Below are 22,153 nucleotides of genomic sequence, written 5' to 3' on the forward strand. Positions count from 1 at the left end.
CCGGTCGGTCCGATGCGCCCGTCGCGGCCGAGCCCCGTCCGGATATCGGAACTCGGCTTGTACATAGTGCAGTTGGTGTGTCCAAGTCAAGGTCTTGGTTTTCTCTCGCACCTACGGTCGAATGCCGTCACTTGAGACGCGACCCCGCACCCGGACCCGCCCCACCACACCCACTGGATCCGGGCCGCCGGGGCGCGGGGGAGGACTTTCCACTCGTGACCACCAAGAGCACCGGCAGACGCAGCGGCAGACGCGCCGTCAGGGCGTCCGCGGTCTTCGTCGCGCTGGCCGCGACCACCGCGGCGGCGTCGGCCTTCAGCACCGCCCAGGCGGAGGACCGGGCACCCCGGTCGACCGCCGGAGCGGCCGCCGCGTCGAGCGCCGTCGAGCGCCACGACCCGGCACCCCAGCGGGACCACGTCGACCACGACCTCGACGGCCCGTTCAGCAAGCAGCAGGAGGCGCAGCGCGCCAGCGCCCTCGAAGCGGTCATGGCCGGGGACAAGGCCGTGGAGAAGCGCGGCGCGTCCAAGGTCGTCAAGCTCGACAAGGGGAAGTACGTCGAGTTGGGCCGGGAGAAGACCGACAAGATCTTCACGATCCTGGTGGAGTTCGGCGACAAGGTCGACGGCACCACGACGTACGACCCGGACGGCCCGGAGGGCCCCGAGGCGCCGATCACCAAGTACGGCGGCACGCCCGGCCCGGCCCACAACGCGATCAAGCAGCCGGACCGCACCAAGGACAACGCCACGGACTGGCGGGCGGACTACAACCGCCAGCACTTCCAGGACCTCTACTTCGGCACCGGCAAGGACGCCAAGGGGCAGCCGAAGCAGTCCGTGAAGACGTACTTCGAGAAGGCGTCGTCGGGCCGCTACTCGGTGGAGGGCACGGTCTCCGACTGGGTCAAGGTCGAGTACAACGAGGCCCGTTACGGCTCGAACTACTGCGGCGAGAACAACTGCGAGAACGTCTGGGACGCGGTCCGCGACGGCGTCAACGCGTGGGTGGCCGACCAGCAGGCCCGGGGGCGCACGGACGAGCAGATCACCGCGGACCTCAAGCAGTACGACGTCTGGGACCGCTACGACTTCGACAACGACGGCGACTTCAACGAGCCGGACGGCTACATAGACCACTTCCAGTTCGTGCACGCCGGCGAGGACGAGTCCGCCGGCGGCGGCGCGCAGGGCACGGACGCCATCTGGGCGCACCGCTGGTACGCGTACGGCACCGACAACGGCCGCACCGGTCCGGCGAACAACAAGGCCGGCGGCGCCCAGATCGGCAACACCGGCATCTGGGTCGGCGACTACACCGTCCAGCCCGAGAACGGCGGGCTCGGCGTCTTCGCCCACGAGTACGGCCACGACCTGGGACTGCCCGACCTGTACGACTACTCCGGGCGCGGCGAGAACTCCACCGGCTACTGGAGCCTGATGTCCTCCGGTTCGTGGCTCGGTCGCGGTCAGGGCGCCATCGGCGACCTGCCGGGCGACATGACCGCCTGGGACAAGCTGCAACTGGGCTGGCTCAACTACACCAAGGCCAAGGCGGCGACGGACTCGACGCACACCCTCGGGGTGTCCGCGTACAACACCAAGCGGCCCCAGGCACTGGTGGTCGAACTGCCGAAGAAGCCCGGCACCACCCCGGTCGTGAAGCCGGCGGAGGGCAACCTCCAGTGGTGGAGCGACATGGGCGACGACCTGCGCAACACCTTGACCCGCAGCGTCGACCTCACGGGCAAGTCCACGGCCTCGCTGGAGCTCACCGCGTGGTGGCAGATCGAGCGGGGCTACGACTACCTCTACACCGAGGTCTCCACCGACGGCGGCGCGAACTGGACGCCGATCGACGGCACCGCGGGCGGCAAGCCGATCACCCGCGACTCCAGCAACAAGCCCGCGCTGACCGGCCGCTCGGGCGCGCACGCGGCGCTCGTGTACCCGCTGGACGCGTACGCCGGCAAGAAGGTCGACCTGCGCTTCCAGTACCGCACGGACGGCGCGACCGCGGAGAAGGGCTTCACCGCCGACGCCATCACCGTGAAGGCGGACGGCGCGGCGCTGGTCACCGACGGCGCGGAGAACGGCGACGCGGGCTGGACCGCGAAGGGCTTCAGCCGCATCGGGGAGTCCTTCACCAAGGACTACGAGCAGTACTACATCGCCGAGAACCGGCAGTACGTCTCGTACGACCAGGGCCTGAAGGTCGGCCCGTACAACTTCGGCTTCAACGCGCCGATGAACCGCTGGGTGGAGCACTACCCGTACCAGAACGGCCTGATGATCTGGCTCTGGGACACCTTCCAGCGGGACAACAACACCGGCGTCCACCCCGGCACCGGTCAGATCCTGCCGATCGACGCGAATCCCGAGCCGATGAAGTGGGCGGACGGTAGCGTGATCCGCAACCGCATCCAGGCGTTCGACGCGACCTTCACGACGCGGCCCTACGACGGCTTCACCCTGCACAAGGCGGGCGTCCCGACCAAGATCCCGGCGAAGCCGGGGCGCGGCGTCTTCGACGACCGCAAGGGCACCTACTGGTACGCGGAGAACCCCACGGGAAGCGTGAAGGTAACTGACACCAACACCAAGATCTCGATCGTGAAGGAGCCCCGGAGCGGTGAAACGATCACCGTGAAGGTTGGTCCGTCGACCAAGTAATTGGTGAAGTAGCAGGTCAGAGCTTGATCGGCCGTTGCCCCCTAGCGGGCGACGGCCGATCGTGTTTAGGTGCGTGATGACCGACCCTTATTGACACACCAATCCACGGGGGAGTGTTGCAGCATGTCCGGCGGAGGTTTCAGCAAGCTGCCGAACGGCACCGTCGTCGTCGCCGTGAGCCTGCCGAGCCCACTGGGTGACGGGAGCCCGGCGAGATACCTGGTGCACGCGGGGAACCGGGCGCGGGCGCTGACGCGACTGCGGAACCTGGGGCTGCGGTCGGTGTACCTGAGGGGGAACGCGGAGCCGCCGACGCCGGACGAGATCACGGCGGTGCTCCACCACCCCGACGGTCTCCTCTGGCGCCTCCAGACCGCGTCCCCCCGCGGCCTGTGGCACCCCTTCCGCGCCAGCCACTACGCGTAGCTCACATCAAGCCCCGCCGGCGATTGAGGCGCGGGGTTCGGGGGCTGGCCCCCGACGAGTGGTCGCGCATTCCTGGCGAGGGTGCGCAAATTTCAGCCCCGCCGGCGATTGAGGCGCTGGAGCGTCCGCACTCCTGCGGGGGAGGGTGCGCACAATTCAGCCTCGCCGGCGATTGAGGCGCGGGGTTCGGGGCGGAGCCCCGACGGAGGTGCAGGTGCCTTCGGGTGCCGCGGGCCCCGGAAACCCGGCTCGCTCCCAGGGCGCGGCGCCATCGTGGGGGGCCAGCCCCCGAACCCCCGCGCCTCAATCGCCGGCGGGGCTGAAAATTTGCGCGTCCTCGCTCGCGGAGTGCAGGCGCTTCAGCCGCCTCAATCGCCGGCGGGGCTGAATCTTGCGCGTCCTCAAGCGATGGGGAGGCCGGCTGAAGGGCGTGGCTACGCCACCGGGGTGCCGGTGAGGGTGATGCCGGCTTCGCGGAGTTCGGGGAGGACCCGGGAGGTGCGGTCCTTGGAGACCGCCGCGGTCAGGTCCAGCAGGACCCTCGTGGCGAAACCTTCCCTCACAGCATCCAGCGCCGTCGCCCGCACGCAGTGGTCCGTCGCGATCCCCACCACGTCCACCTCCGTCACGCCCTGCTCCCGCAGCCACGCCGCCAGGCCCTTGCCGTTCTCGTCCGAGCCCTCGAAGCCGCTGTACGCCGCCGCGTACGCGCCCTTGTCGAAGACGGCGTCGATCGCGCCCGAGGCGATCGCGGGGGCGAAGTTCGGGTGGAAGCCCGCGCCCTCCGTGCCGGCGACGCAGTGGACCGGCCAGGACGTCTCGTAGTCCGGGGTGTCCGAGAAGTGGTCGCCGGGGTCCACGTGGTGGTCACGGGTGGCCACCACGTGGCGGTACCCGGTGCCCTCCCCGATCATCTCGGTGATCGCCGCCGCGACCTCCGCACCCCCCGCCACCGCGAGGCTGCCGCCCTCGCAGAAGTCGTTCTGGACGTCGACGACGATCAAGGCGCGGTGCATGGCGGGTGTCCTTCGGAGGTCGAGGGCGGGGCGGTGCCGCCCGAGCCTAGGGACTCGGGCCGCCGCACGGGAGGGGCGTACGTACAGGTCCACGGGATGCTCACAGCCGGGGCCGGCGCGGGCGCGGTCGCCCTTCCCGAGGGAAGCGTCCCCGCGCCGCCGCGCCCCACACGTCGTCGGCGCCCGCTTTCACGCGGGTGCGCTCACGCGTACTCCGTCGGCAGCACCGGCTCGCCGCGGGAGAGCTGGGTCGCGGACAGCGGGAGCGCCGCCCGGGCCGCGCGGTGGCGGTCCCGGGGCACGTCGAGGGGCTCGCGGGCCACGATCTCGCCGCCGCGGACCAGCTCCACCAGCAGTTGGTCGCCCGCGAGCCGGTCCGGCACCGGGCCGGTGCCCAGCACCTCCGCCTCCGCGACGCCCTCCGCGTCCCGCCGGCGCGCCGCCCACTTGCGACCGCCGACGGAGGTCTTCGCGCCGAGCGACTTCTTCGCCACCGGCTCCAGCGGGGCGTCCGGCTCGGTCGAGCGGGCGCGGGCCACCAGCTTGTAGACCATGGAGCAGGTGGGGTGCCCGCTGCCGGTGACGAGCTGGGTGCCGACGCCGTACGCGTCCACCGGCGCCGCGGCCAGCGAGGCGATGGCGTACTCGTCCAGGTCCGAGGTGACCGTGATCCGGGTGTTCCGGGCGCCCAGCTCGTCGAGCTGCTGGCGGACGCGGTGCGCGACCAGCAGCAGGTCGCCCGAGTCGATGCGCACCGCGCCCAGCTCGGGGCCGGCGATCTCCACCGCCGTGCGGACCGCCTCGGCGACATCGTAGGTGTCCACCAGCAGGGTGGTGCCCCGCCCCAGCGATTCGACCTGCGCCCGGAAGGCGTCGCGCTCGCTGTCGTGCAGCAGTGTGAAGGCGTGGGCGCTGGTGCCGACGGTGGGGATGCCGTAGCGGAAGCCGGCCGCCAGGTCCGACGTGGAGTCGAAGCCGCCGACGTACGCCGCGCGGGAGGCGGCCACCGCGGCGAGTTCGTGGGTGCGCCGCGCGCCCATCTCGATCAGCCGCCGCCCGCCGGCCGCGGTGGACATCCGGGAGGCCGCCGCCGCGATCGCCGAGTCGTGGTTGAGGATGGAGAGGATCACCGTCTCCAGCAGGACGCACTCGGCGAAGGTGCCCTCGACCCGCAGGATCGGGGAGCCGGGGAAGTACACCTCGCCTTCGGGGTAGCCCCACACGTCACCGCCGAAGCGGTACGACGCCAGCCAGTCGAGCGTCGCCGCGTCCACGATCCGCTGCTCGCGCAGGAAGGCCAGCACGTCCGCGTCGAAGCGGAAGTTCTCGACGGCGTCCAGCACCCGACCGGTGCCGGCGACGACGCCGTAGCGCCGTCCCTCGGGCAGCCGGCGGGTGAAGACCTCGAAGACGGAGCGACGGTGCGCGGTGCCGGCCCGCAGGGCCGCTTGCAGCATCGTGAACTCGTACTGGTCGGTGAAGAGGGCGGTGGAGGGCACATCGACCGGTAGCCCCAGGTCAGAGGGGTTCACAGGACTCGACCTCACGCTTTCGTCAGCTTCGCAAGCATTTGTCGGTATGCGTCAGTACTTGCCGCCGATTCGTGGGAATCCACGAGCCGATCCGGCCATGGCCAGGATGCTACCCCACATTTCGTCAGAGTGACGAAATGGGATGCCCGTTTGTGCGATTCGTCGCCGTGAGTGGCAGCATGGATCAGGTGAGTGTTGCTCCCACTGAGATCGAACGCCCCGAGTCGGCGGAGCAGAGCTTCGCCGTCCCCGAGCCCGACGTGCCGTGGGTGACGCTCGTCCACAACGACCCGGTCAATCTGATGAGCTACGTCACCTATGTCTTCCAGGCGTACTTCGGATACTCCAAGGACAAGGCGCGCAAACTGATGCTCGACGTCCACCACAAGGGACGCGCCGTCGTCTCCAGCGGTACCCGCGAGGAGATGGAACGCGACGTCCAGGCGATGCACGGCTACGGCCTGTGGGCCACCCTGACCCAGGACCGCGGCTGATGCCGGGACACTTCGAGCCCGCGCCCGGCGGCGGCGCGACCATCGCGCTCGACGACGTCGAGGTCTCCATCCTGCGCTCCCTCGCGGTCCAGTTGATGGAGTTGATAGGGCCCGGTGACGAGCCGGTCGAGGGCGAGGACCCGCTGGCGGCGCTGTTCGCCGAGGGGCCGAGCGAGGCGCCGTCCGATCCGGCGCTCGCCCGGCTGTTCCCGGACGCCTACCGCGATCCGGCGGCGGTGGCCGGAGCCAAGAGCGCTGCGGAGGAGGAGGAACTGCGGGCCGCGTCCGCCGAGTTCCGCCGCTTCACCGAGAACGACCTGCGCGCCGGCAAGCGGCAGAACGCCTTCGCGATGGTGCGCGCGCTGGACTCGCTCGACGCGGCGGGCGAAGCCGGCGCGGTGCTGGTGCTGACCCCGGACGACGCCCGGTGCTGGCTCGGCACGTTGAACGACCTGCGGCTGACCATCGGCACCCGGCTGGAGATCACGGAGGACGACCAAGGGGGCGCGGGCGACGAGGGCGACCCGACCGGCGGGCTGTACCGGCTGCCGGACTCCGACCCGCGCAAGCCGATGGTGATGGCGTACCTCTGGCTCGGGGTGCTCCAGGAGACCCTGGTCGAGACCCTGATGGGCTGAGCCCCGCGGCCCGCGAACACGGCCCGCGAAGGGTCCGCGAACGCGGCCCGTGAACGGCCTGTGAGCAGCCCTTGAGGGGCCTGTGGGCGGCCCGTGCGCGAGGCCGCGCAGACGCCCGCCCGTCCGTTCGGTTGTTCGCTCAACGGACGCTCAAATCCGAATAACGTTTCCGTCACCGCCCCGGGGCGCTTTGCCGCTCCGGGGCGCGTTTTGTCCGGTTCTCGCTGTGCAGTGCGCCACAATCGGCCCGTTCGATCTTCGTGGCTACCGTGATAGATCTTCACGACCGCCAGGGGCGCCACCCATGCCCCTGGGGGCGCTTGGACCGGCGGATCGCCGGTGGCACTCCATCCACATCCGGGGGGATCAGGAACTGGTCCGCAGCCGCACGCCGGGGGGCGGGCGACGCGGATCGGCATGGAGAAAGGGCGCACCACATGACGTCGGTGCAGATCGACGACAAGCACGACGGGCAGAGCGGACCGCCGCAGGGGACCGCCGCCGAGGACCAGGGTTACCACCGCGGACTCGGGGCCCGGCAGATCCAGATGATCGCCATCGGCGGTGCCATCGGCACCGGCCTCTTCCTCGGCGCCGGCAAGGGCATCTCCAAGGCCGGGCCCAGCCTCATCCTCGCCTACGCCATCGCGGGCGTGGTCATCTTCTTCATCATGCGGGCGCTCGGCGAACTGCTGATGTACCGCCCGGTCTCGGGGTCCTTCTCCGAGTACGCGCGCGAGTTCGTCGGCCCCTTCGCGGGCTTCGCCACCGGCTGGACGTACTGGCTGTTCTGGGTCGTCACCGGAATGACCGAGGTCACCGCCGCCGCCGAGTACATGACGTACTGGTTCGACATCCCGCAGTGGGTCTCGGCCCTCGCCTTCACGATCGTCCTCTACCTGGCGAACCTGATCTCCGTGAAGCTGTTCGGGGAAATAGAGTTCTGGTTCTCCATGATCAAGGTCACCGCCATCGTCGGCATGATCCTGATCTGCGTCGGCATCCTCACCCTCGGCTTCTCCGACGCCGGCGACACCGCCTCCGTCACCCTGCTGTGGGACGACGGCGGCTTCTTCCCCAAGGGCATCGGCGGCACCCTGATGACCCTCCAGATCGTGATGTTCGCCTTCCTCGCGGTCGAGCTGGTCGGCGTCACCGCCGGCGAGTCCAAGGACCCGGAGAAGAACCTGCCCAAGGCGATCAACACCGTGCCGTGGCGCATCGCCGTCTTCTACGTCGGCGCGCTGATCATGATCCTGTCGGTGGTCTCCTGGACCACCTTCGAGCCCGGCGTCTCGCCGTTCGTCGCCGCCTTCGACCAGATGGGCCTCCAGATCGGCGCAGGCATCGTCAACTTCGTGGTGCTCACCGCGGCGCTGTCGTCCTGCAACTCCGGGATGTACTCCACCGGCCGGATGCTGCGCGACCTCGCGCTCAACAGCCAGGGCCCGAAGGTCTTCACCAAGCTCACCAGCCGCGGCACCCCGCTGATCGGGACGACCTTCTCCGCCGGTCTGATGCTGATCGGCGTCTGGATCAACTACCAGTGGCCCGGCGACGCCTTCCACAAGATCGTCTCCTTCGCCACCATCTCCGGCATGTGGGCCTGGGTGATGATCCTGGTCAGCCACATCATCTACCGGTCCAAGGTGGCCAAGGGCGAGGTCCCGGCCTCGCCCTTCAAGGCCCCCGGTGCGCCCTGGACGAGCTGGTTCGCGCTCGCCTTCATCGGCATGGTGATCGTGCTGATGGGCATCGACAAGGACGCCCGGATCTCCCTGTACGCGGCGCCGGTGTGGGCGCTGGTGCTGGGGGTTTCGTACCTGGTGCTGCGGGCGAAGAACCCGCAGGGCGCGGCCTTCGTCAAGCGCGAGCGGGCCAAGCAGGACGGCTGACCGTCCACGATGTGGACCGGGGCCGGTCCGTACCCGACGGGGTGCGGACCGGCCCTTCCGCCATGCGGACGGACGCATATCCTGATCGACATGCTGACCCTCACCCAGGACCTGTACGACCGGATCGTCGCGCACGCCCGTGCCGACCACCCCGACGAGGCGTGCGGCGTGGTCGCGGGCCCCGAGGGCAGCGGGCGGCCCGAGCGCTTCATCCCCATGCTGAACGCGGCCCGCTCGCCCACCTTCTACGAGTTCGACTCGGCGGACCTGCTGAAGCTCTACCGCGAGATGGACGACCGGGACGAGGAGCCCGTGATCGTCTACCACTCGCACACCGCGACCGAGGCGTACCCCTCCCGCACCGACATCAGCTACGCCAGCGAGCCGGGCGCGCACTACGTCCTCGTCTCCACCGCGGACACCGACGAGGCGGGCCCGTTCCAGTTCCGCTCGTTCCGGATCGTGGACGGGGAGGTCACCGAGGAGGAGGTCCGGGTCGTGCCCTCATACTGATCCGGTGCTCCTAGACGTCGAGGCACCTCTCGACGTATCTCTAGAACTCGACAGAACCCTGACCGAGTTCGGCACTCGGCAGGACTCCACAACAGAACACGGGCGGTGGGCCCCAGGAAGCCGGTGCGAATCCGGTGCGGTCCCGCCACTGTGAGTGAAACGTTCCACCGCACCGTTGCGTGCAGTGACACGTTCCATCAGCCAGGAACTGACTCGCCGCCCTTCTCCCACACCCAGGGGACGTGGAAATCCCCGGAGGAGGACCCACGCATGTCCCGGCAGCCCCGGTCGACCAGCCGTCGCGCGCTCGTCGCCGCCACCGCCCTGCTTCCGCTCGCCCTCACGGCCACGGCCTGCTCGTCCGACCCGAGCCCCGACACCAAGGCCGCGGGCGCGCCCGCCGCCGGCTTCCCGTACACCGTCGACAACTGCGGCGTGAAGACCACCTACGACGCGCCCCCCAAGCGGGCCGTCACCATGAACCAGCACGTCACCGAGATCATGCTGGAGCTGGGCCTGGAGAAGTCCCTCGTCGGCACCGCCTACCTCGACGACCAGGTGCTGCCGGAGTACCGCGAGGCGTACGAGTCGGTCCCCGTCGTCGCCAAGACGTACCCCTCCAAGGAGAAGCTGCTCTCCGTCAACCCGGACTTCGTGTACGGCGGTTACGGCAGCGCCTTCGACGCCAAGGACGGCCGCACCCGCGAGGACCTGAAGAAGGCGGGCATCGAGACCCGGCTGAACCTGGAGTACTGCACCAAGCAGCGCACCACCATGGACGACGTGTACCGCGAGGTCGACGAGGTCGCCCGCACCTTCGGCGTCGGCGACCGCGCGCAGAAGTGGATAGCCGAGGCCCGCGCCACGGTCGCCAAGACCGAGGCCGAGCGGGCGAAGACCAAGGCCGCCCCCGTCCCCGTCTTCGTCTACGACAGCGGCGACAAGACCGCGTTCACCGTCGGCGGCAAGGGCATCGGCAACGAACTCATCAGCCGCGCCGGCGGGCACAACGTCTTCTCCGACATCGACAAGAGCTTCGGCGACGCCAGTTGGGAGCAGGTCGTGGCCCGCAAGCCGGAGGTCATCGTGATCTACGACTACGGAGCGACGACGCTGGAGCAGAAGAAGCAGCGCCTGCTGAAGGACCCGGCGCTGAAGGACGTACCGGCCGTCAAGAACAAGAGGTTCGCCGTCCTGCCGCTGTCCGACGCGGTCGTCGGCGTGCGCGCACCGGACGCCATCGCCAAGCTGGCCCCGCAGCTCGCCCGGTGACGGGGCCGAAGGTCGTGAAGGACGTGACCGCGGGCCCCTCGGCGGGCCCGCCCGCCACCGCCTCCCCGCCCGCCACCGCTTCCGGGACCGCCGCCGGCGAGGGGAAGCCGGCCGGCACCACCTCCCGGCTCCGCTTCGGCGCCGTGCTGACCGGCCTGCTGCTGGCGCTGGCCGCCGCAGTCGTCGCGGCCCTCGCACTCGGCTCCGTACGCATCCCGCCCGGGGAGGTCGTCGCCGCGCTGCTCCCGGGCGCGGAGCCCAGCCCCCTGCGCACGGTCGTCATCGACGTGCGACTGCCGCGCGTCGTGCTCGGCGCCCTCGTCGGCGCCGGGCTCGGCCTCGTCGGCGTGGTCCTCCAAGCCCTGGTGCGCAACCGGCTCGCCGACCCCTTCCTGCTCGGGATCTCCTCCGGCGCGTCCACCGGCGCGGTCGTCGTGCTGACCCTCGGCATCGGCGTCACGACCACCGTCGCCCTGCCCGCCGGCGCCTTCGCCGGGGCGCTGGCCGCCATGGTGCTGGTGTACGCGCTGGCGCGCCGCGGCGGCTCGATGACCGGCACCCGGCTCGTCCTCGCCGGCGTCACCATCAGCTACATCTTCACCGCGCTCACCACCCTCGTGCTCGTCGCCTCCTCCCGGCCCGAGCACTTCCGCGAGGCCATGTTCTGGTCGCTCGGCGGCCTCGGCAGCGCCCGCTGGGACACCCTGTGGCCGCCCGCCGTCGTCATGGCGCTGGCCCTGCCGCTGCTGCTGGCGCTCGCCCGCCCGCTGGACCTGCTGCTGGTGGGGGAGGAGGGCGCGACCGTGCTCGGCCTGGACGTCGCCCGCTTCCGCGCCGCCGTCTTCGTCCTCGTCTCGCTGGTCACCGCGGTCATGGTCGCCGCGAGCGGCGCCGTCGGCTTCATCGGGCTGATGGTCCCGCACGCCGCCCGCCTCCTCGTCGGCGCCGCCCACCGGGCGCTGCTGCCCGTCGCGGCGCTGTGCGGAGCCGTCGCCCTGGTCGTCGCCGACCTCGGCGCCCGTACCCTCGTCGCCCCGCAGGACGTGCCCGTCGGGGTGCTCACCGCGCTGATCGGCGGACCGCTGTTCCTGTGGCTGATGCGGTCCCGCCACCGAGAAGGAGCCCCGGCATGACCGACGCGACCGCACCGGGTTCCACCGCGGGGGAGGAACTGGCCGTACGGGCGCTGTCGTACGCCGTCGAAGGGCGCACCCTCCTCGCCGACGTCGACCTCGACGCCCGCCCCGGCGAGACGATCGGGCTCGTCGGCCCCAACGGCAGCGGCAAGACGACCCTGCTGCGCTGCGTCTACGGCACGCTGCGCCCCACCGCCGGCCGGGTCCACCTCGGCACGGACGACCTGGTCGCGCTCCCGCCCAAGGCGCGCGCCCGGCGGGTGGCGACCGTGCCGCAGGAGAGCCGGCCCGAGTTCGAGTTGACGGTGCGCGAGATCGTCCTCATGGGGCGCGCCCCGCACAAGCGCTTCTGGGCGGCGGACACCGCGGAGGACGCCCGGAGCGTGGACGGGGCGCTGGCCCGGCTCGGCATCGCGGACCTCGCCCAGCGGGCCTTCCCCTCGCTCTCCGGCGGCGAGCGGCAACGGGCCCTGGTGGCCCGCGCGCTGGTGCAGCGGCCGGAACTCCTCGTACTCGACGAACCCACCAACCACCTGGACATCCGCTATCAGTTGGACATCCTCGGGCTGATCCGGGAGTTGGACACCACCAGCGTGCTGGCCCTGCACGACCTCAACCTGGCCGCCTACTACTGCGACCGCCTGTACGTGCTCAGCGCCGGCCGGGTCGTCGCCGCCGGGCCGCCCGGCGAGGTCCTGACCCCGGGTCTGCTCGCCGAGGTCTACGGCGTGAAGGCCGAAGTCGCCGTCCATCCCAGCACCGGCGCACCCGTGGTCACCTACCTCCCCGGCTGACCGTCGCCGAGGCGGTTGTCCAGTTGGTGGGCGGAACCGGTCCGGGATGCGAGATCACATTCCGGCCCTGGGGGCGGGAATCGTTACGATGACCGCATGGTTCTCCACGACATGCGCGACAAGACGCCGGGCGGCACCGTGCTGCTCGTGGCGCGGCTGCATGTCGACCTGTGTCGCCTCGCCAGCGCGATCTGTACCTGAGCGCGTCCGCACCCCGATCGTCGGGCCAGCGCCCGCCGGCCCCACGCTCCCTGGAACGCCCGCCCCACCGCGCGGAGGACGAGCCGCGTCCGACGCCCCGCGCGCCACCGCCTCAACGACTGTCGACTGGAGTCCACACCATGGCCATCGAGGTCCGCATTCCGACCATCCTCCGCACCTACACCGACGGAGCCAAGGCCGTCGAGGGCAACGGGACCACCCTCGCCGAACTCTTCGCCGACCTCGACACCCGCCACGCGGGCATCCAGGAGCGCATCGTGGACAAGGCCAACGGCGACCAGCTCCGCCGCTTCGTGAACGTCTACCTCAACGACGAGGACGTCCGCTTCCTGGACGGCATCTCCACCAAGCTCTCCGACGGCGACAGCGTGACCATCCTGCCGGCCGTCGCCGGCGGAATGCGCTGACGGCGATGCGCTACGACTCCCCGCTCGCGGCCGTCGGCAACACCCCGCTGGTGCACCTGCCGCGGCTGTCCCCGTCCGACGAGGTCCGGATATGGGCCAAGCTGGAGGACCGCAACCCGACCGGCTCGATCAAGGACCGCCCCGCGCTGCACATGATCGAGCAGGCGGAGAAGGACGGCCGCCTCACCCCGGGCTGCACGATCCTGGAGCCCACGTCCGGGAACACCGGCATCTCGTTGGCGATGGCGGCGAAGCTCAAGGGCTACCGCATCGTCTGCGTGATGCCGGAGAACACGAGCGAGGAGCGGCGCCAGCTACTGGCCATGTGGGGCGCGGAGATCGTCCCGTCCCCCGCGGCCGGCGGGTCCAACACCGCGGTCCGGGTCGCCAAGGAGCTCGCTGAGCAGAACCCGACGTGGGTGATGCTCTACCAGTACGGCAACCCCGCGAACGCCGGTGCGCACTACGCCACCACCGGACCCGAGATCCTCGCGGACCTCCCCTCGATCACGCACTTCGTGGCGGGGCTGGGGACCACCGGCACGCTGATGGGCGTCGGCCGCTACCTGCGCGAGCAGGTGCCGGACGTGAACATCGTCGCGGCGGAGCCGCGCTACGACGACCTCGTCTACGGCCTGCGGAACCTGGAGGAGGGCTTCGTCCCCGAGCTGTACGACGCGTCCGTCCTCACCACCCGCTTCTCGGTGGGCTCCGCGGACGCGGTGGCCCGCACTCGGGAGCTCCTCCAGCAGGAGGGCATCTTCGCGGGCATCTCGACGGGCGCGGCGCTGCACGCGGCGATCGGGGTGGCGAAGAAGGCGGTGAAGGCGGGGCGGAGTGCGGACGTCGTCTTCATCGTGGCCGACGGGGGTTGGAAGTACCTGTCGACGGGCGTGTACACGGCCCCGACGACGGAGGCGGCGATCGAAACCCTCCGCGGCCAGCTCTGGGCGTAGCCCGCCCCCGTTTCCGCGCGCCCGCCGCTCCCCCGGCGGGCGCGCGCCTTCTCCCCCGCGGGAACGTGGTCCCCTGCGGCCCGCCGCGGGTTGCTCGCGCAGTTCCTCCCCCTGTGCCCTGCGGGCGTGGTGGTACCCCCGGCGCCGCTGGACATGCCCGCCGTTTCCCTCGCGGGAGCATTGGTCTCCACAGGTCCGTTGTGGCTTGTCGCGCAGTTCCCCGCGCCCCTAAAAACCCCGTGCCCTGCGGGGCCCGTTGGTCTCTGCGGCCCGTCGTGGGTTGCTCGCGCAGTTCCCCGCGCCCCCAAAACCCCACGCCCTTCGGGCGCGGGTGGATGGCCTCCGTGCCCGCAGGGCACGAGGTTTTCAGGGGCGCGGGGAACTGCGCGGCCAACCCTCCACGGGCCGCAGAGACCAACGCTCCCGAGAGGGAAACGGCGGGCATGTCCAGGGCCGCAAGGGGAGGAACCGCGCGGGCGCGCCAGGCCCTACGCGTCCAGGTGGGGGACGCGCGCCCACAAGGAGCGCGGGAGGACGCCCGCGCGGCGGCGGAACGCCGAGACGCGGACCATCCGCACCTCGTCCGTCTCCAGGAAGCTCGCGCGGCCCTGCGCGTCGGACACCGTCCCCGGCGGCAGCGGGATCACGTCCGCCCGGCCGTCCCGGCGCGTCGTGATCTTCGCGACCCGCGCCGAGCCGCCCCGTACCGACAGCACCAGACACGGGCGGTCCTTCGAGCCGGGGCCGTCCTCGTAGGGGACGTCCGCCCACCAGATCTCGCCCGGCTTCGGGCGGGCGCGGCGCAGCGGCGCGGGTCGGCCCGGCGGGCGCCGCCGGCCCGCCGGCGCGCGCCCCGACGGCGTCCGCCCGCGCGCGTCCACGAGCGCCACGACGAGCGCCAGCACCACCACCAGTCCGCCCAGGAAGAACCACCACGACGAGTTCACCCCTCGACCGTACAGACGGGCCCTTCACCCCGCACGACCTGCGTGCGCCGGCCCGTGCGAGCGCGCGCCCGCCGAATCGGTGACAGGGCAGGTGAGTTCCCCCACAACGCCCCTCCCTGGAGGAGCGGGCGCCGGTTTTGCGCTTTACGCTCAACGGACCGCACGACCCAGCCACCGCCACCCTCCCCGTCCACGGAGGTCACAGCTCCATGAAGCTCACCGTCGTCGGCTGCTCGGGGTCGTTCCCGTCCGTGGAATCGGCCTGTTCGAGCTACCTCGTCGAGGCCGACGGCTTCCGGCTGCTCCTCGACATGGGCAACGGCGCCCTGGGCGAGTTGCAGCGCCACATCGGTCTGTACGACCTCGACGCGATCTTCCTCAGCCATCTGCACGCCGACCACTGCATCGACATGTGCGGCTACTTCGTGGCCCGCTACTACCGCCACGACGGCGGCCGCTGCGACCCGCTGCCCGTCTACGGGCCGGAGGGCACCGAGCACCGGCTCACCACGGCGTACGCCGACACCCCCTCCGCGTCCTCGATGAGCGAGGTCTTCGACTTCCACACGCTCAAGCCGGGCAGCTTCGACATCGGCCCGTTCTCGGTGCGCACCGAGCGGGTGGCGCACCCGGTGGAGGCGTACGGCATCCGCCTGGAGCACGGCGGCCGGACCTTGGCGTACTCCGGGGACACCGGGGTCTGCGATCCGCTGCACGAGCTTGCGGCGGGGGCCGACCTCTTCTTGTGCGAGGCGTCCTTCACGTACGGCAAGGAGGACATCCCCGGGCTGCACCTCAACGGGCGCGAGGCCGGTGAGCACGCGCGGCGCGCCGGCGCGGGGCGGCTGGTGCTGACGCACATCCCGCCGTGGACGGACGGCGAGCGCAACGCGGCGGACGCGCGCGAAGTGTACGACGGCCCGGTGGAGCTGGCGGCGACCGGTCGGACGTACACCGTCTGACACCTACGACACGAGGCCGTGGCCCCCGGGGAGAACCCGGGGGCCACGGCCTCGTGTCATGCAGTGGCGGCCTACTTGGACTCCGCCTTCTGGAGCTCGGCCAGCTCCTCGTCCGACTCCCGGCCCGGGGTCGGCAGGTTGAACTTGGTGATCGCGAACCGGAAGACGACGTAGTACACGGCCGCGAAGCAGAGGCCGACCAGCGCCAGGCCCCACGGGTTGGACGCGATGCCCAGGTTCAGCAGGAAGTCGATCGCGCCGGCGGAGAAGCCGAAGCCGTCCCGCATGCCCAGGGCCCAGGTCAGCGCCATGGAGACACCGGTGAGCACCGCGTGGACGGCGTACAGCACCGGCGCGATGAACATGAAGGTGAACTCGATGGGCTCGGTGACGCCGGTGACGAACGAGGTCAGCGCGAGCGAGAACATCATGCCGCCGACGACCTTGCGGCGCTCGGGGCGGGCGCAGTGCACGATCGCCAGACAGGCGGCGGGCAGCGCGAACATCATGATCGGGAAGAAGCCGGTCATGAACTGTCCGGCGGTCGGGTCGCCGGCCAGGAAGCGGGCGATGTCGCCGCTCTTGCCGTCGTACTCGCCGGCCTGGAGCCACGGGAAGGAGTTCAGCAGGTGGTGCATGCCGACCGGGATCAGCGCGCGGTTGGCGACGCCGAAGATGCCCGCGCCCGCCGCGCCGGAGCCCACCAGCCACTCGCCGAAGTTGTGCAGACCGGTGCCGAGGACCGGCCAGATCAGACCGAAGACGATCGCGATGAGCAGGCCGGCGAAGGCGGCGAGGATCGGGACCAGGCGGCGGCCGCCGAAGAAGCCGGCCCAGTCGGGCAGCTTGGTGCGGTAGAAGCGCTGGTAGAGCAGGGCGACCACGATGCCCATCACCACGCCGCCGAGGACCTTGGCGTCCACCGGGGCGTCCTGCATCACTATCTTGCCGTCGATGACCTTCGCGACCTGCGGCAGGTTGTCGTCGGTGAACTGCGCGAGGACGTTCTTGAAGACCAGGTAGCCCACGACGGCGGCGAGCGCGGTCGAGCCGTCCGACTTCTTCGCGAAGCCGATGGCGATGCCCACGGCGAACAGCAGCGGCATGTTGTCGAGCAGTGCGTTGCCGCCGGCCGACATGTACCCGGCGATCTTCTGCACCAGGGTGGGGAACGACTCGCGCCCCAGCATGTCGGGCTGGCCGAACCGGACCAGCAGCGCGGCGGCCGGCAGCACGGCGACCGGGAGCATCAGGCTGCGGCCGATGCGCTGCATGACAGCCATCGCACCCGCGCCCTTCTTCTTCTGGGCCGCGGGTGCGGCGCTAGCCGTGGACATGTACTTCCTCCAGGAAGGCAGGCGTCGCCCAGGGGGACGGTCTGGGGGGAGGGCGACGTCTTGGGGATCACAGAAAGGGCCGCGCGGCGCAGCGGAGCGCCGCGTGGTCTAAACCAGTCAGTGGTGTAGACCTGTTGTAGCACGCCCGAACGGGTGAGGGATAGATAAGAAACCTTCGAATTCTGTGGCGTGGAGCATAGGTAACAATTCAGACAAGAGGGCCCTCGGGGACGTCGTCCCGAGGGCCCTCTCGTCGGCCGCGAACGCGGCCTGCGCTACGTGACGTTCGCTACTTGACGTTGTCCTCTTCCAGTCGCTCCGCCAACTCCTCCGGCTCCCGGCCGGGGGTGGGCAGGTTGAACTTGGTGATCGCGAACCGGAAGACGACGTAGTACACCACCGCGAAGCAGAGCCCGATGGGGATGATCAGCCACGGTTTGGTGGCCAGGCTCCAGTTGATGACGTAGTCGATCAGGCCGGCGGAGAAGCTGAAGCCGTCGTGCACGCCGAGGGCCCAGGTCACCGCCATCGAGGCACCCGTGAGCACCGCGTGGATCACGTACAGCGCCGGTGCCACGAAGAGGAAGGAGTACTCGATCGGCTCGGTGATCCCGGTGACGAAGGAGGTCAGCGCGACGGAGAGCATCAGCCCGCCGACCTCCTTTCGGCGGTGCGGGAAGGCGGTGTGCGTGATCGCCAGCGCGGCGGCCGGCAGCGCGAACATCATGATCGGGAAGAAGCCGCTGGTGAACTGGCCGGCGGCGGGGTCCCCCGCCAGGAACATGGTGATGTCGCCGTGCACCACGGTGCCGTCCGGCCTGGTGTAGCTGCCGAGCTGGAACCAGATCGGCACGTTCAGGAACTGGTGCAGCCCGATGACCAGCAGCGCGCGGTTCGCGAGGCCGAAGATGCCCGAGCCCCAGGCCCCGAGCCCCACCAGCCAGTCACTGAAGTGTTCGAGCCCGGTGCCGATCGGCGGCCAGATCCACAGGCACAGCGCCGCGAAGGCGATGGCGACGAACGCCATGATGATCGGCACCAGCCGGCGGCCGTTGAAGAAGCCCAGCCAGTCCACCAGCTTGGTGCGGTGGTAGCGCTGCCAGAAGAAGGCGGACAGCAGGCCCATCACGATCCCGCCGAAGACCCCCGGGTTCTGGTACATGAAGAGGGAGAACGTCCCGTCCGCGGCATGGCAGCCCGCCCCCACGTTCTTCGACCCCGGCGTGCAGTCGATCGGGAACTGTCGCAGGACGCCGTGGTAGACGAGGAAGCCCGCGACCGCGGCGAGCGCCGTCGAGCCGTCCGACTTCTTCGCCATCCCGATCGCGACCCCGACGCAGAACAGCAGCGGCAGCCCCAGCTCCGGATCCAGCAGTGCGCCGCCGGCACCCGCCATCACCTTGGCGACCGCGTCCCAGCTCAAGCCGTCGGCCCCGAAGATGTCGGGCTGGCCGAGACGGTTGAGGATGCCCGCCGCGGGCAGTACGGCGATGGGGAGCTGAAGGCTGCGCCCCATCTTCTGGAGTCCTTGGTAGAGGCGGCTCCGCCATGGCTGCGCGGGCTGCGGCCGTGCTGCGGGGTTCGCGGACGCCATCGACGCTTCCTCCCTGGCTCGGCCGGACCCCCGGCCTGGGTTTGGCAGTTGTCGCAGACTGGTGTAGACCAGTTGCACCACGGTCGCGGAGCGCCGTGATCGTCATCATTGGGCACGGGGTGACCACGCGCCCGTGAAGATGGGCCAACCGTGCGTTACCGTGACGAAGCGGCCGATCGCGGGCCGAGGCAGCACCGGGAGCCCGTGCCGGGCACCGGGCAACACCAGGGAGAAGAGATGGCCACGAAGGCTGAGAAGATCGTCGCCGGGCTGGGTGGGATCGACAACATCGAAGAGGTCGAGGGCTGCATCACCCGCCTCCGCACCGAGGTCGCCGACGCCGCCCTCGTCGACGAGGCCGCGCTCAAGGCCGCCGGCGCCCACGGCGTCGTGAAGATGGGCACCGCGATCCAGGTCGTCATCGGCACCGACGCCGACCCCATCGCCGCGGAGATCGAAGACATGATGTGAGCCCCGGCCCCAACAGGGGCTCGGGCACGCACGGAAGGGCCCCGCAGCCGGTCAGGGCGGGGCCCTTCCGCACGCCTCCGCACGCGATCCCGCACGCCCCCGGCCAGGGGCGGGCGCCGGGACGGAGCCCGCCGGGAGGACGCTAGGCTCCTGACCATGTCTCGCATCGACGGCCGCACCGCCGAACAGCTCCGCCCGGTCACCATCGAGCGCGGATGGAGCAAGCACGCCGAGGGCTCCGTCCTCGTCTCCTTCGGCGACACCCGGGTCCTCTGCACCGCGTCCGTGACCGAAGGCGTGCCGCGCTGGCGCAAGGGCAGCGGCGAGGGGTGGGTCACCGCCGAGTACTCCATGCTGCCGCGCGCCACCAACACCCGCGGCGACCGGGAGTCCGTCCGCGGCAAGATCGGCGGCCGCACCCACGAGATCAGCCGGCTCATCGGCCGTTCGCTGCGCGCCGTCGTCGACACCAAGGCGCTGGGCGAGAACACCGTCGTCCTCGACTGCGACGTCCTCCAGGCCGACGGCGGCACCCGCACCGCCGCGATCACCGGTGCGTACGTCGCCCTCGCCGACGCCGTCGCCTGGGCGCAGGGCAAGAAGCTGGTCCGCGCCGGCCGCCGCCCCCTGATCGACACGGTGAGCGCCGTCTCCGTCGGCATCGTCGACGGCACCCCGCTGCTCGACCTCTGCTACGAGGAGGACGTGCGCGCCGACACCGACATGAACGTGGTCTGCACCGGCGACGGCCGCTTCGTCGAGGTCCAGGGCACCGCCGAGGCCGAGCCCTTCGACCGCAAGGAGCTCAACGCCCTCCTCGACCTGGCCACCGCGGGCTGCACCGACCTCGCCGCGCTCCAGCGCGCCGCCCTGGAGCGCACCGAGTAGCCCCACCGCGGTACGTCCGTACGCGCGAGCAACCAATGCCGTGTGCGGCGGCGTCATCTGGAACACGGGCGCGCGGTACGAGCCGCGCGCCCGGCCAGCCGGGGACGTCCCCCGGGGACCCGGGGGAGGACCACCCATGACCGCGCGCCGCCGCATCGCCCTGACGCTCGCCGCCATTGCCCTGACCGTGCCGGTCGCCGCGGGGTGCAGCGCCATCGACAAGGCGCTCGACTGCGTCGAGACGGCCGACTCGATCGCCACCAGCGTCGACAAGCTCCAGACGGCGATCTCGTCCGCGGCGGAGGACCCCACCAAGACGCGCGAGGCGCTGGACTCCATCGAGAAGGAGCTCGACGAGCTCTCCGACAAGACGGACAACGCCGACCTCAGCGCGGCCGTCAAGGACCTGAACAGCGGCGTCGACAACATCCGCACGTCCATCGAGAACGGCGACACGAACATCGAGCTGGGTCCCGTCACCGACGCGGCCAAGGAGATCGGCAAGGTCTGCTCGCCGTGACCCGGCGGGGCACGACCGTGACCCGGCGCAGCTCGGCCGCGGCCCGGTGACGGGCCGCGGGACGGGCCGACCGATAATCGGGGCATGACCCGTATCGTCCTCGCCACCCGCAACGCCGGGAAGATCACCGAACTGAGGGCCATCCTCGCCGACGCCGACCTCCCGCACGCCCTCGTCGGCACCGACGCCTACCCCGAGGTGCCCGACGTCAAGGAGACCGGCGTCACCTTCGCGGAGAACGCCCTGTTGAAGGCGCACGCCCTGGCGCGCGCCACCGGCCTGCCCGCGATCGCCGACGACTCGGGCCTCTGCGTCGACGTGCTCGGCGGCGCCCCCGGCATCTTCTCCGCCCGCTGGGCCGGCACCCACGGCGACGACGCCGCCAACCTGGACCTGCTGCTCGCCCAGCTCTCCGACATCTCCGCGGAGCACCGCGGCGCCCACTTCTTCTGCGCCGCCGCCCTCGCCCTGCCCGACGGCACCGAACGCGTCGTCGAAGGCCGGCTGCTCGGCACCCTGCGGCACGTCCCCGCCGGCACCAACGGCTTCGGCTACGACCCGGTCCTCCAGCCCGAGGGCATGGACCGCACCTGCGCGGAGCTGACCCCGGCGGAGAAGAACGCGATCAGCCACCGCGGCAAGGCGTTCCGCGCACTGGTGCCGGTGGTGCGCGAATTGGTGTCCTGACCGCGTCCCGACCCGCCCTTCCGCGTTCCGGCGGTACGCGGAAGGGCGCGGCTCCCGCTCGGGGAGCCGCGCCCTTTCCACGTGGGCCCGGTGGGACTCGAACCCACGACACACCGGACCTAAACCGGCGCCCTCTAGCCAGCTGGGGTACGGGCCCAACGCGCCCACTCTACTGGCTGTGCGCGCCCGTTCGTTCGGACGTCAGATCCCCAGATCCTTGATGATCTTGGCGACGTGGCCGGTCGCCTTCACGTTGTACAGGGCCCGCTCCACCTTGCCCTCCTCGTCGACGACCACGGTCGAACGGATCACGCCGGTGACGGTCTTCCCGTACAGCTTCTTCTCGCCGAAGGCGCCGTACGCGGTGAGGACCTCCTTCGACGGGTCGCCGACCAGGGTGACCTTCAGGTCCTCCTGCTCGCGGAACTTCGCCAGCTTCTCCGGCTTGTCCGGGGAGACGCCGATGACGTCGTAGCCCGCGTCCGCCAGCAGCTCCAGGTTGTCCGTGAAGTCGCACGCCTGCTTGGTGCAGCCGGGGGTCAGCGCGGCGGGGTAGAAGTAGACGATGACCTTGCGGCCCCGGTGCGCCGAGAGCGAGACGTCGTTCCCGTCGGCGTCGGGCAGGGTGAAGTCGGGGGCGGTGTCGCCGGTCTGGAGGCGCTCGCTCATGGGTATCGGACTCTCCTCGGAAGGCGTGCTTGCTGTACGCCGTCGAGCGTAATGGGGGTGCCGTGGGGTGCGGGCGCCGCCGAGCTGACAGACTGTCGAGGA

At 70.8% G+C, this 22,153-nt stretch carries 23 protein-coding genes, 1 tRNA gene and 1 riboswitch; of the genes, 17 read left to right on the plus strand and 7 right to left on the minus strand.

The window, feature by feature from the left end; translation table 11 throughout:
- The first annotated feature begins 215 nt into the window (after positions 1 to 215).
- Together ACH4E8_RS28940 and ACH4E8_RS28945 are read left to right on the plus strand one after the other, a co-directional pair.
- Positions 216 to 2,675 carry an immune inhibitor A domain-containing protein gene (locus ACH4E8_RS28940; RefSeq protein WP_398453657.1) on the plus strand — a complete coding sequence of 820 codons (2,460 nt, stop codon included), beginning with the start codon at positions 216 to 218 and terminating at the stop codon, positions 2,673 to 2,675.
- Positions 2,676 to 2,798: 123 nt separating this feature from the next.
- Entirely contained in the window at positions 2,799 to 3,101 is a 303-nt protein-coding gene (locus ACH4E8_RS28945) for a hypothetical protein (RefSeq protein WP_398453659.1), read from the plus strand.
- A gap of 434 nt (positions 3,102 to 3,535) precedes the next feature.
- On the opposite strand, the gene ACH4E8_RS28950 is transcribed toward ACH4E8_RS28945, so the two are convergent.
- Positions 3,536 to 4,117: an isochorismatase family protein gene (locus tag ACH4E8_RS28950; RefSeq protein WP_398453662.1), complete on the minus strand. Its 582-nt coding sequence runs from the start codon at positions 4,115 to 4,117 to the stop codon at positions 3,536 to 3,538.
- 203 nt (positions 4,118 to 4,320) lie between these two features.
- Positions 4,321 to 5,649, minus strand: coding sequence for a nicotinate phosphoribosyltransferase (locus tag ACH4E8_RS28955; protein WP_398453664.1), 1,329 nt, complete (start codon positions 5,647 to 5,649; stop codon positions 4,321 to 4,323).
- Positions 5,650 to 5,828: 179 nt separating this feature from the next.
- Here ACH4E8_RS28955 and clpS point away from each other — a divergent pair, with 179 nt between their 5' ends.
- The 10 genes from clpS (at position 5,829) to ACH4E8_RS29005 (ending at position 13,976) form a co-directional block, all read left to right on the plus strand.
- Positions 5,829 to 6,143: an ATP-dependent Clp protease adapter ClpS gene (gene clpS, locus ACH4E8_RS28960; protein WP_361534833.1), complete on the plus strand. Its 315-nt coding sequence runs from the start codon at positions 5,829 to 5,831 to the stop codon at positions 6,141 to 6,143.
- Positions 6,143 to 6,781: a DUF2017 domain-containing protein gene (locus ACH4E8_RS28965; protein WP_398453667.1), complete on the plus strand. Its 639-nt coding sequence runs from the start codon at positions 6,143 to 6,145 to the stop codon at positions 6,779 to 6,781. The genes clpS and ACH4E8_RS28965 overlap by 1 nt, the downstream gene beginning before the upstream one ends.
- Before the next feature lie 437 nt (positions 6,782 to 7,218).
- Entirely contained in the window at positions 7,219 to 8,676 is a 1,458-nt protein-coding gene (locus ACH4E8_RS28970; RefSeq protein ID WP_398453668.1) for an amino acid permease, read from the plus strand.
- A 90-nt stretch (positions 8,677 to 8,766) separates the two neighbouring features.
- Positions 8,767 to 9,189, plus strand: coding sequence for a Mov34/MPN/PAD-1 family protein (locus ACH4E8_RS28975; protein WP_398453669.1), 423 nt, complete (start codon positions 8,767 to 8,769; stop codon positions 9,187 to 9,189).
- Positions 9,190 to 9,275: 86 nt separating this feature from the next.
- Positions 9,276 to 9,425, plus strand: a riboswitch (cobalamin riboswitch).
- 34 nt (positions 9,426 to 9,459) lie between these two features.
- On the plus strand, positions 9,460 to 10,461 hold the full coding sequence (locus ACH4E8_RS28980; RefSeq protein WP_398453672.1) for an ABC transporter substrate-binding protein: 1,002 nt from the start codon (positions 9,460 to 9,462) through the stop codon (positions 10,459 to 10,461).
- A 143-nt stretch (positions 10,462 to 10,604) separates the two neighbouring features.
- Positions 10,605 to 11,594, plus strand: a complete 990-nt coding sequence (locus ACH4E8_RS28985) for a FecCD family ABC transporter permease (RefSeq protein ID WP_398453949.1) — start codon at positions 10,605 to 10,607, stop codon at positions 11,592 to 11,594.
- A complete protein-coding gene (locus ACH4E8_RS28990; protein WP_398453674.1) occupies positions 11,591 to 12,391 on the plus strand; it encodes an ABC transporter ATP-binding protein in 801 nt (266 codons plus the stop codon). The genes ACH4E8_RS28985 and ACH4E8_RS28990 overlap by 4 nt, the downstream gene beginning before the upstream one ends.
- 96 nt (positions 12,392 to 12,487) lie before the next feature.
- Positions 12,488 to 12,592 (plus strand): putative leader peptide, encoded by a 105-nt coding sequence (locus tag ACH4E8_RS28995; protein ID WP_361962225.1) that lies wholly within the window; start codon positions 12,488 to 12,490, stop codon positions 12,590 to 12,592.
- 140 nt (positions 12,593 to 12,732) lie between these two features.
- The gene (locus ACH4E8_RS29000) at positions 12,733 to 13,020 is read left to right on the plus strand and encodes a MoaD/ThiS family protein (protein WP_398453676.1); all 288 of its coding nucleotides are present in this window, start codon (positions 12,733 to 12,735) and stop codon (positions 13,018 to 13,020) included.
- 5 nt (positions 13,021 to 13,025) lie between these two features.
- Complete coding sequence (locus ACH4E8_RS29005; protein ID WP_398453678.1) at positions 13,026 to 13,976, plus strand: PLP-dependent cysteine synthase family protein; 951 nt, start codon at positions 13,026 to 13,028, stop codon at positions 13,974 to 13,976.
- Positions 13,977 to 14,464: 488 nt separating this feature from the next.
- On the opposite strand, the gene ACH4E8_RS29010 is transcribed toward ACH4E8_RS29005, so the two are convergent.
- Positions 14,465 to 14,923, minus strand: coding sequence for a type II toxin-antitoxin system PemK/MazF family toxin (locus ACH4E8_RS29010; protein ID WP_398453681.1), 459 nt, complete (start codon positions 14,921 to 14,923; stop codon positions 14,465 to 14,467).
- Between the two features lie 209 nt (positions 14,924 to 15,132).
- Between ACH4E8_RS29010 and ACH4E8_RS29015 the strand changes: the two genes are divergently transcribed.
- Positions 15,133 to 15,885 carry an MBL fold metallo-hydrolase gene (locus ACH4E8_RS29015; RefSeq protein WP_398453683.1) on the plus strand — a complete coding sequence of 251 codons (753 nt, stop codon included), beginning with the start codon at positions 15,133 to 15,135 and terminating at the stop codon, positions 15,883 to 15,885.
- A 71-nt stretch (positions 15,886 to 15,956) separates the two neighbouring features.
- On the opposite strand, the gene ACH4E8_RS29020 is transcribed toward ACH4E8_RS29015, so the two are convergent.
- The gene (locus tag ACH4E8_RS29020) at positions 15,957 to 17,222 is read right to left on the minus strand and encodes a PTS transporter subunit EIIC (RefSeq protein ID WP_398453685.1); all 1,266 of its coding nucleotides are present in this window, start codon (positions 17,220 to 17,222) and stop codon (positions 15,957 to 15,959) included.
- Positions 17,223 to 17,511: 289 nt separating this feature from the next.
- Positions 17,512 to 18,816, minus strand: coding sequence for a PTS transporter subunit EIIC (locus tag ACH4E8_RS29025; RefSeq protein WP_398453688.1), 1,305 nt, complete (start codon positions 18,814 to 18,816; stop codon positions 17,512 to 17,514).
- 204 nt (positions 18,817 to 19,020) lie between these two features.
- Between ACH4E8_RS29025 and ACH4E8_RS29030 the strand changes: the two genes are divergently transcribed.
- The 4 genes from ACH4E8_RS29030 to rdgB all read left to right on the plus strand — a co-directional run bounded on the left by ACH4E8_RS29030 (position 19,021) and on the right by rdgB (position 21,382).
- On the plus strand, positions 19,021 to 19,287 hold the full coding sequence (locus tag ACH4E8_RS29030) for a glucose PTS transporter subunit EIIB (protein WP_398453952.1): 267 nt from the start codon (positions 19,021 to 19,023) through the stop codon (positions 19,285 to 19,287).
- A gap of 156 nt (positions 19,288 to 19,443) precedes the next feature.
- Complete coding sequence (gene rph, locus ACH4E8_RS29035; RefSeq protein WP_398453691.1) at positions 19,444 to 20,175, plus strand: ribonuclease PH; 732 nt, start codon at positions 19,444 to 19,446, stop codon at positions 20,173 to 20,175.
- 136 nt (positions 20,176 to 20,311) lie between these two features.
- A complete protein-coding gene (locus tag ACH4E8_RS29040; protein ID WP_398453693.1) occupies positions 20,312 to 20,695 on the plus strand; it encodes a hypothetical protein in 384 nt (127 codons plus the stop codon).
- Positions 20,696 to 20,779: 84 nt separating this feature from the next.
- A complete protein-coding gene (rdgB, locus tag ACH4E8_RS29045; protein WP_398453696.1) occupies positions 20,780 to 21,382 on the plus strand; it encodes an RdgB/HAM1 family non-canonical purine NTP pyrophosphatase in 603 nt (200 codons plus the stop codon).
- 82 nt (positions 21,383 to 21,464) lie between these two features.
- Here the strand turns inward: rdgB and ACH4E8_RS29050 are convergent.
- Both ACH4E8_RS29050 and bcp read right to left on the minus strand, forming a co-directional pair.
- Positions 21,465 to 21,539: transfer RNA gene (locus ACH4E8_RS29050), tRNA-Leu, on the minus strand.
- Between the two features lie 44 nt (positions 21,540 to 21,583).
- Positions 21,584 to 22,051, minus strand: a complete 468-nt coding sequence (gene bcp, locus ACH4E8_RS29055; protein ID WP_398453698.1) for a thioredoxin-dependent thiol peroxidase — start codon at positions 22,049 to 22,051, stop codon at positions 21,584 to 21,586.
- Positions 22,052 to 22,153 lie beyond the last annotated feature (102 nt).

Source organism: Streptomyces sp. NPDC017979, assembly GCF_044328175.1.
In the GTDB taxonomy this organism is placed as follows: domain Bacteria; phylum Actinomycetota; class Actinomycetes; order Streptomycetales; family Streptomycetaceae; genus Streptomyces.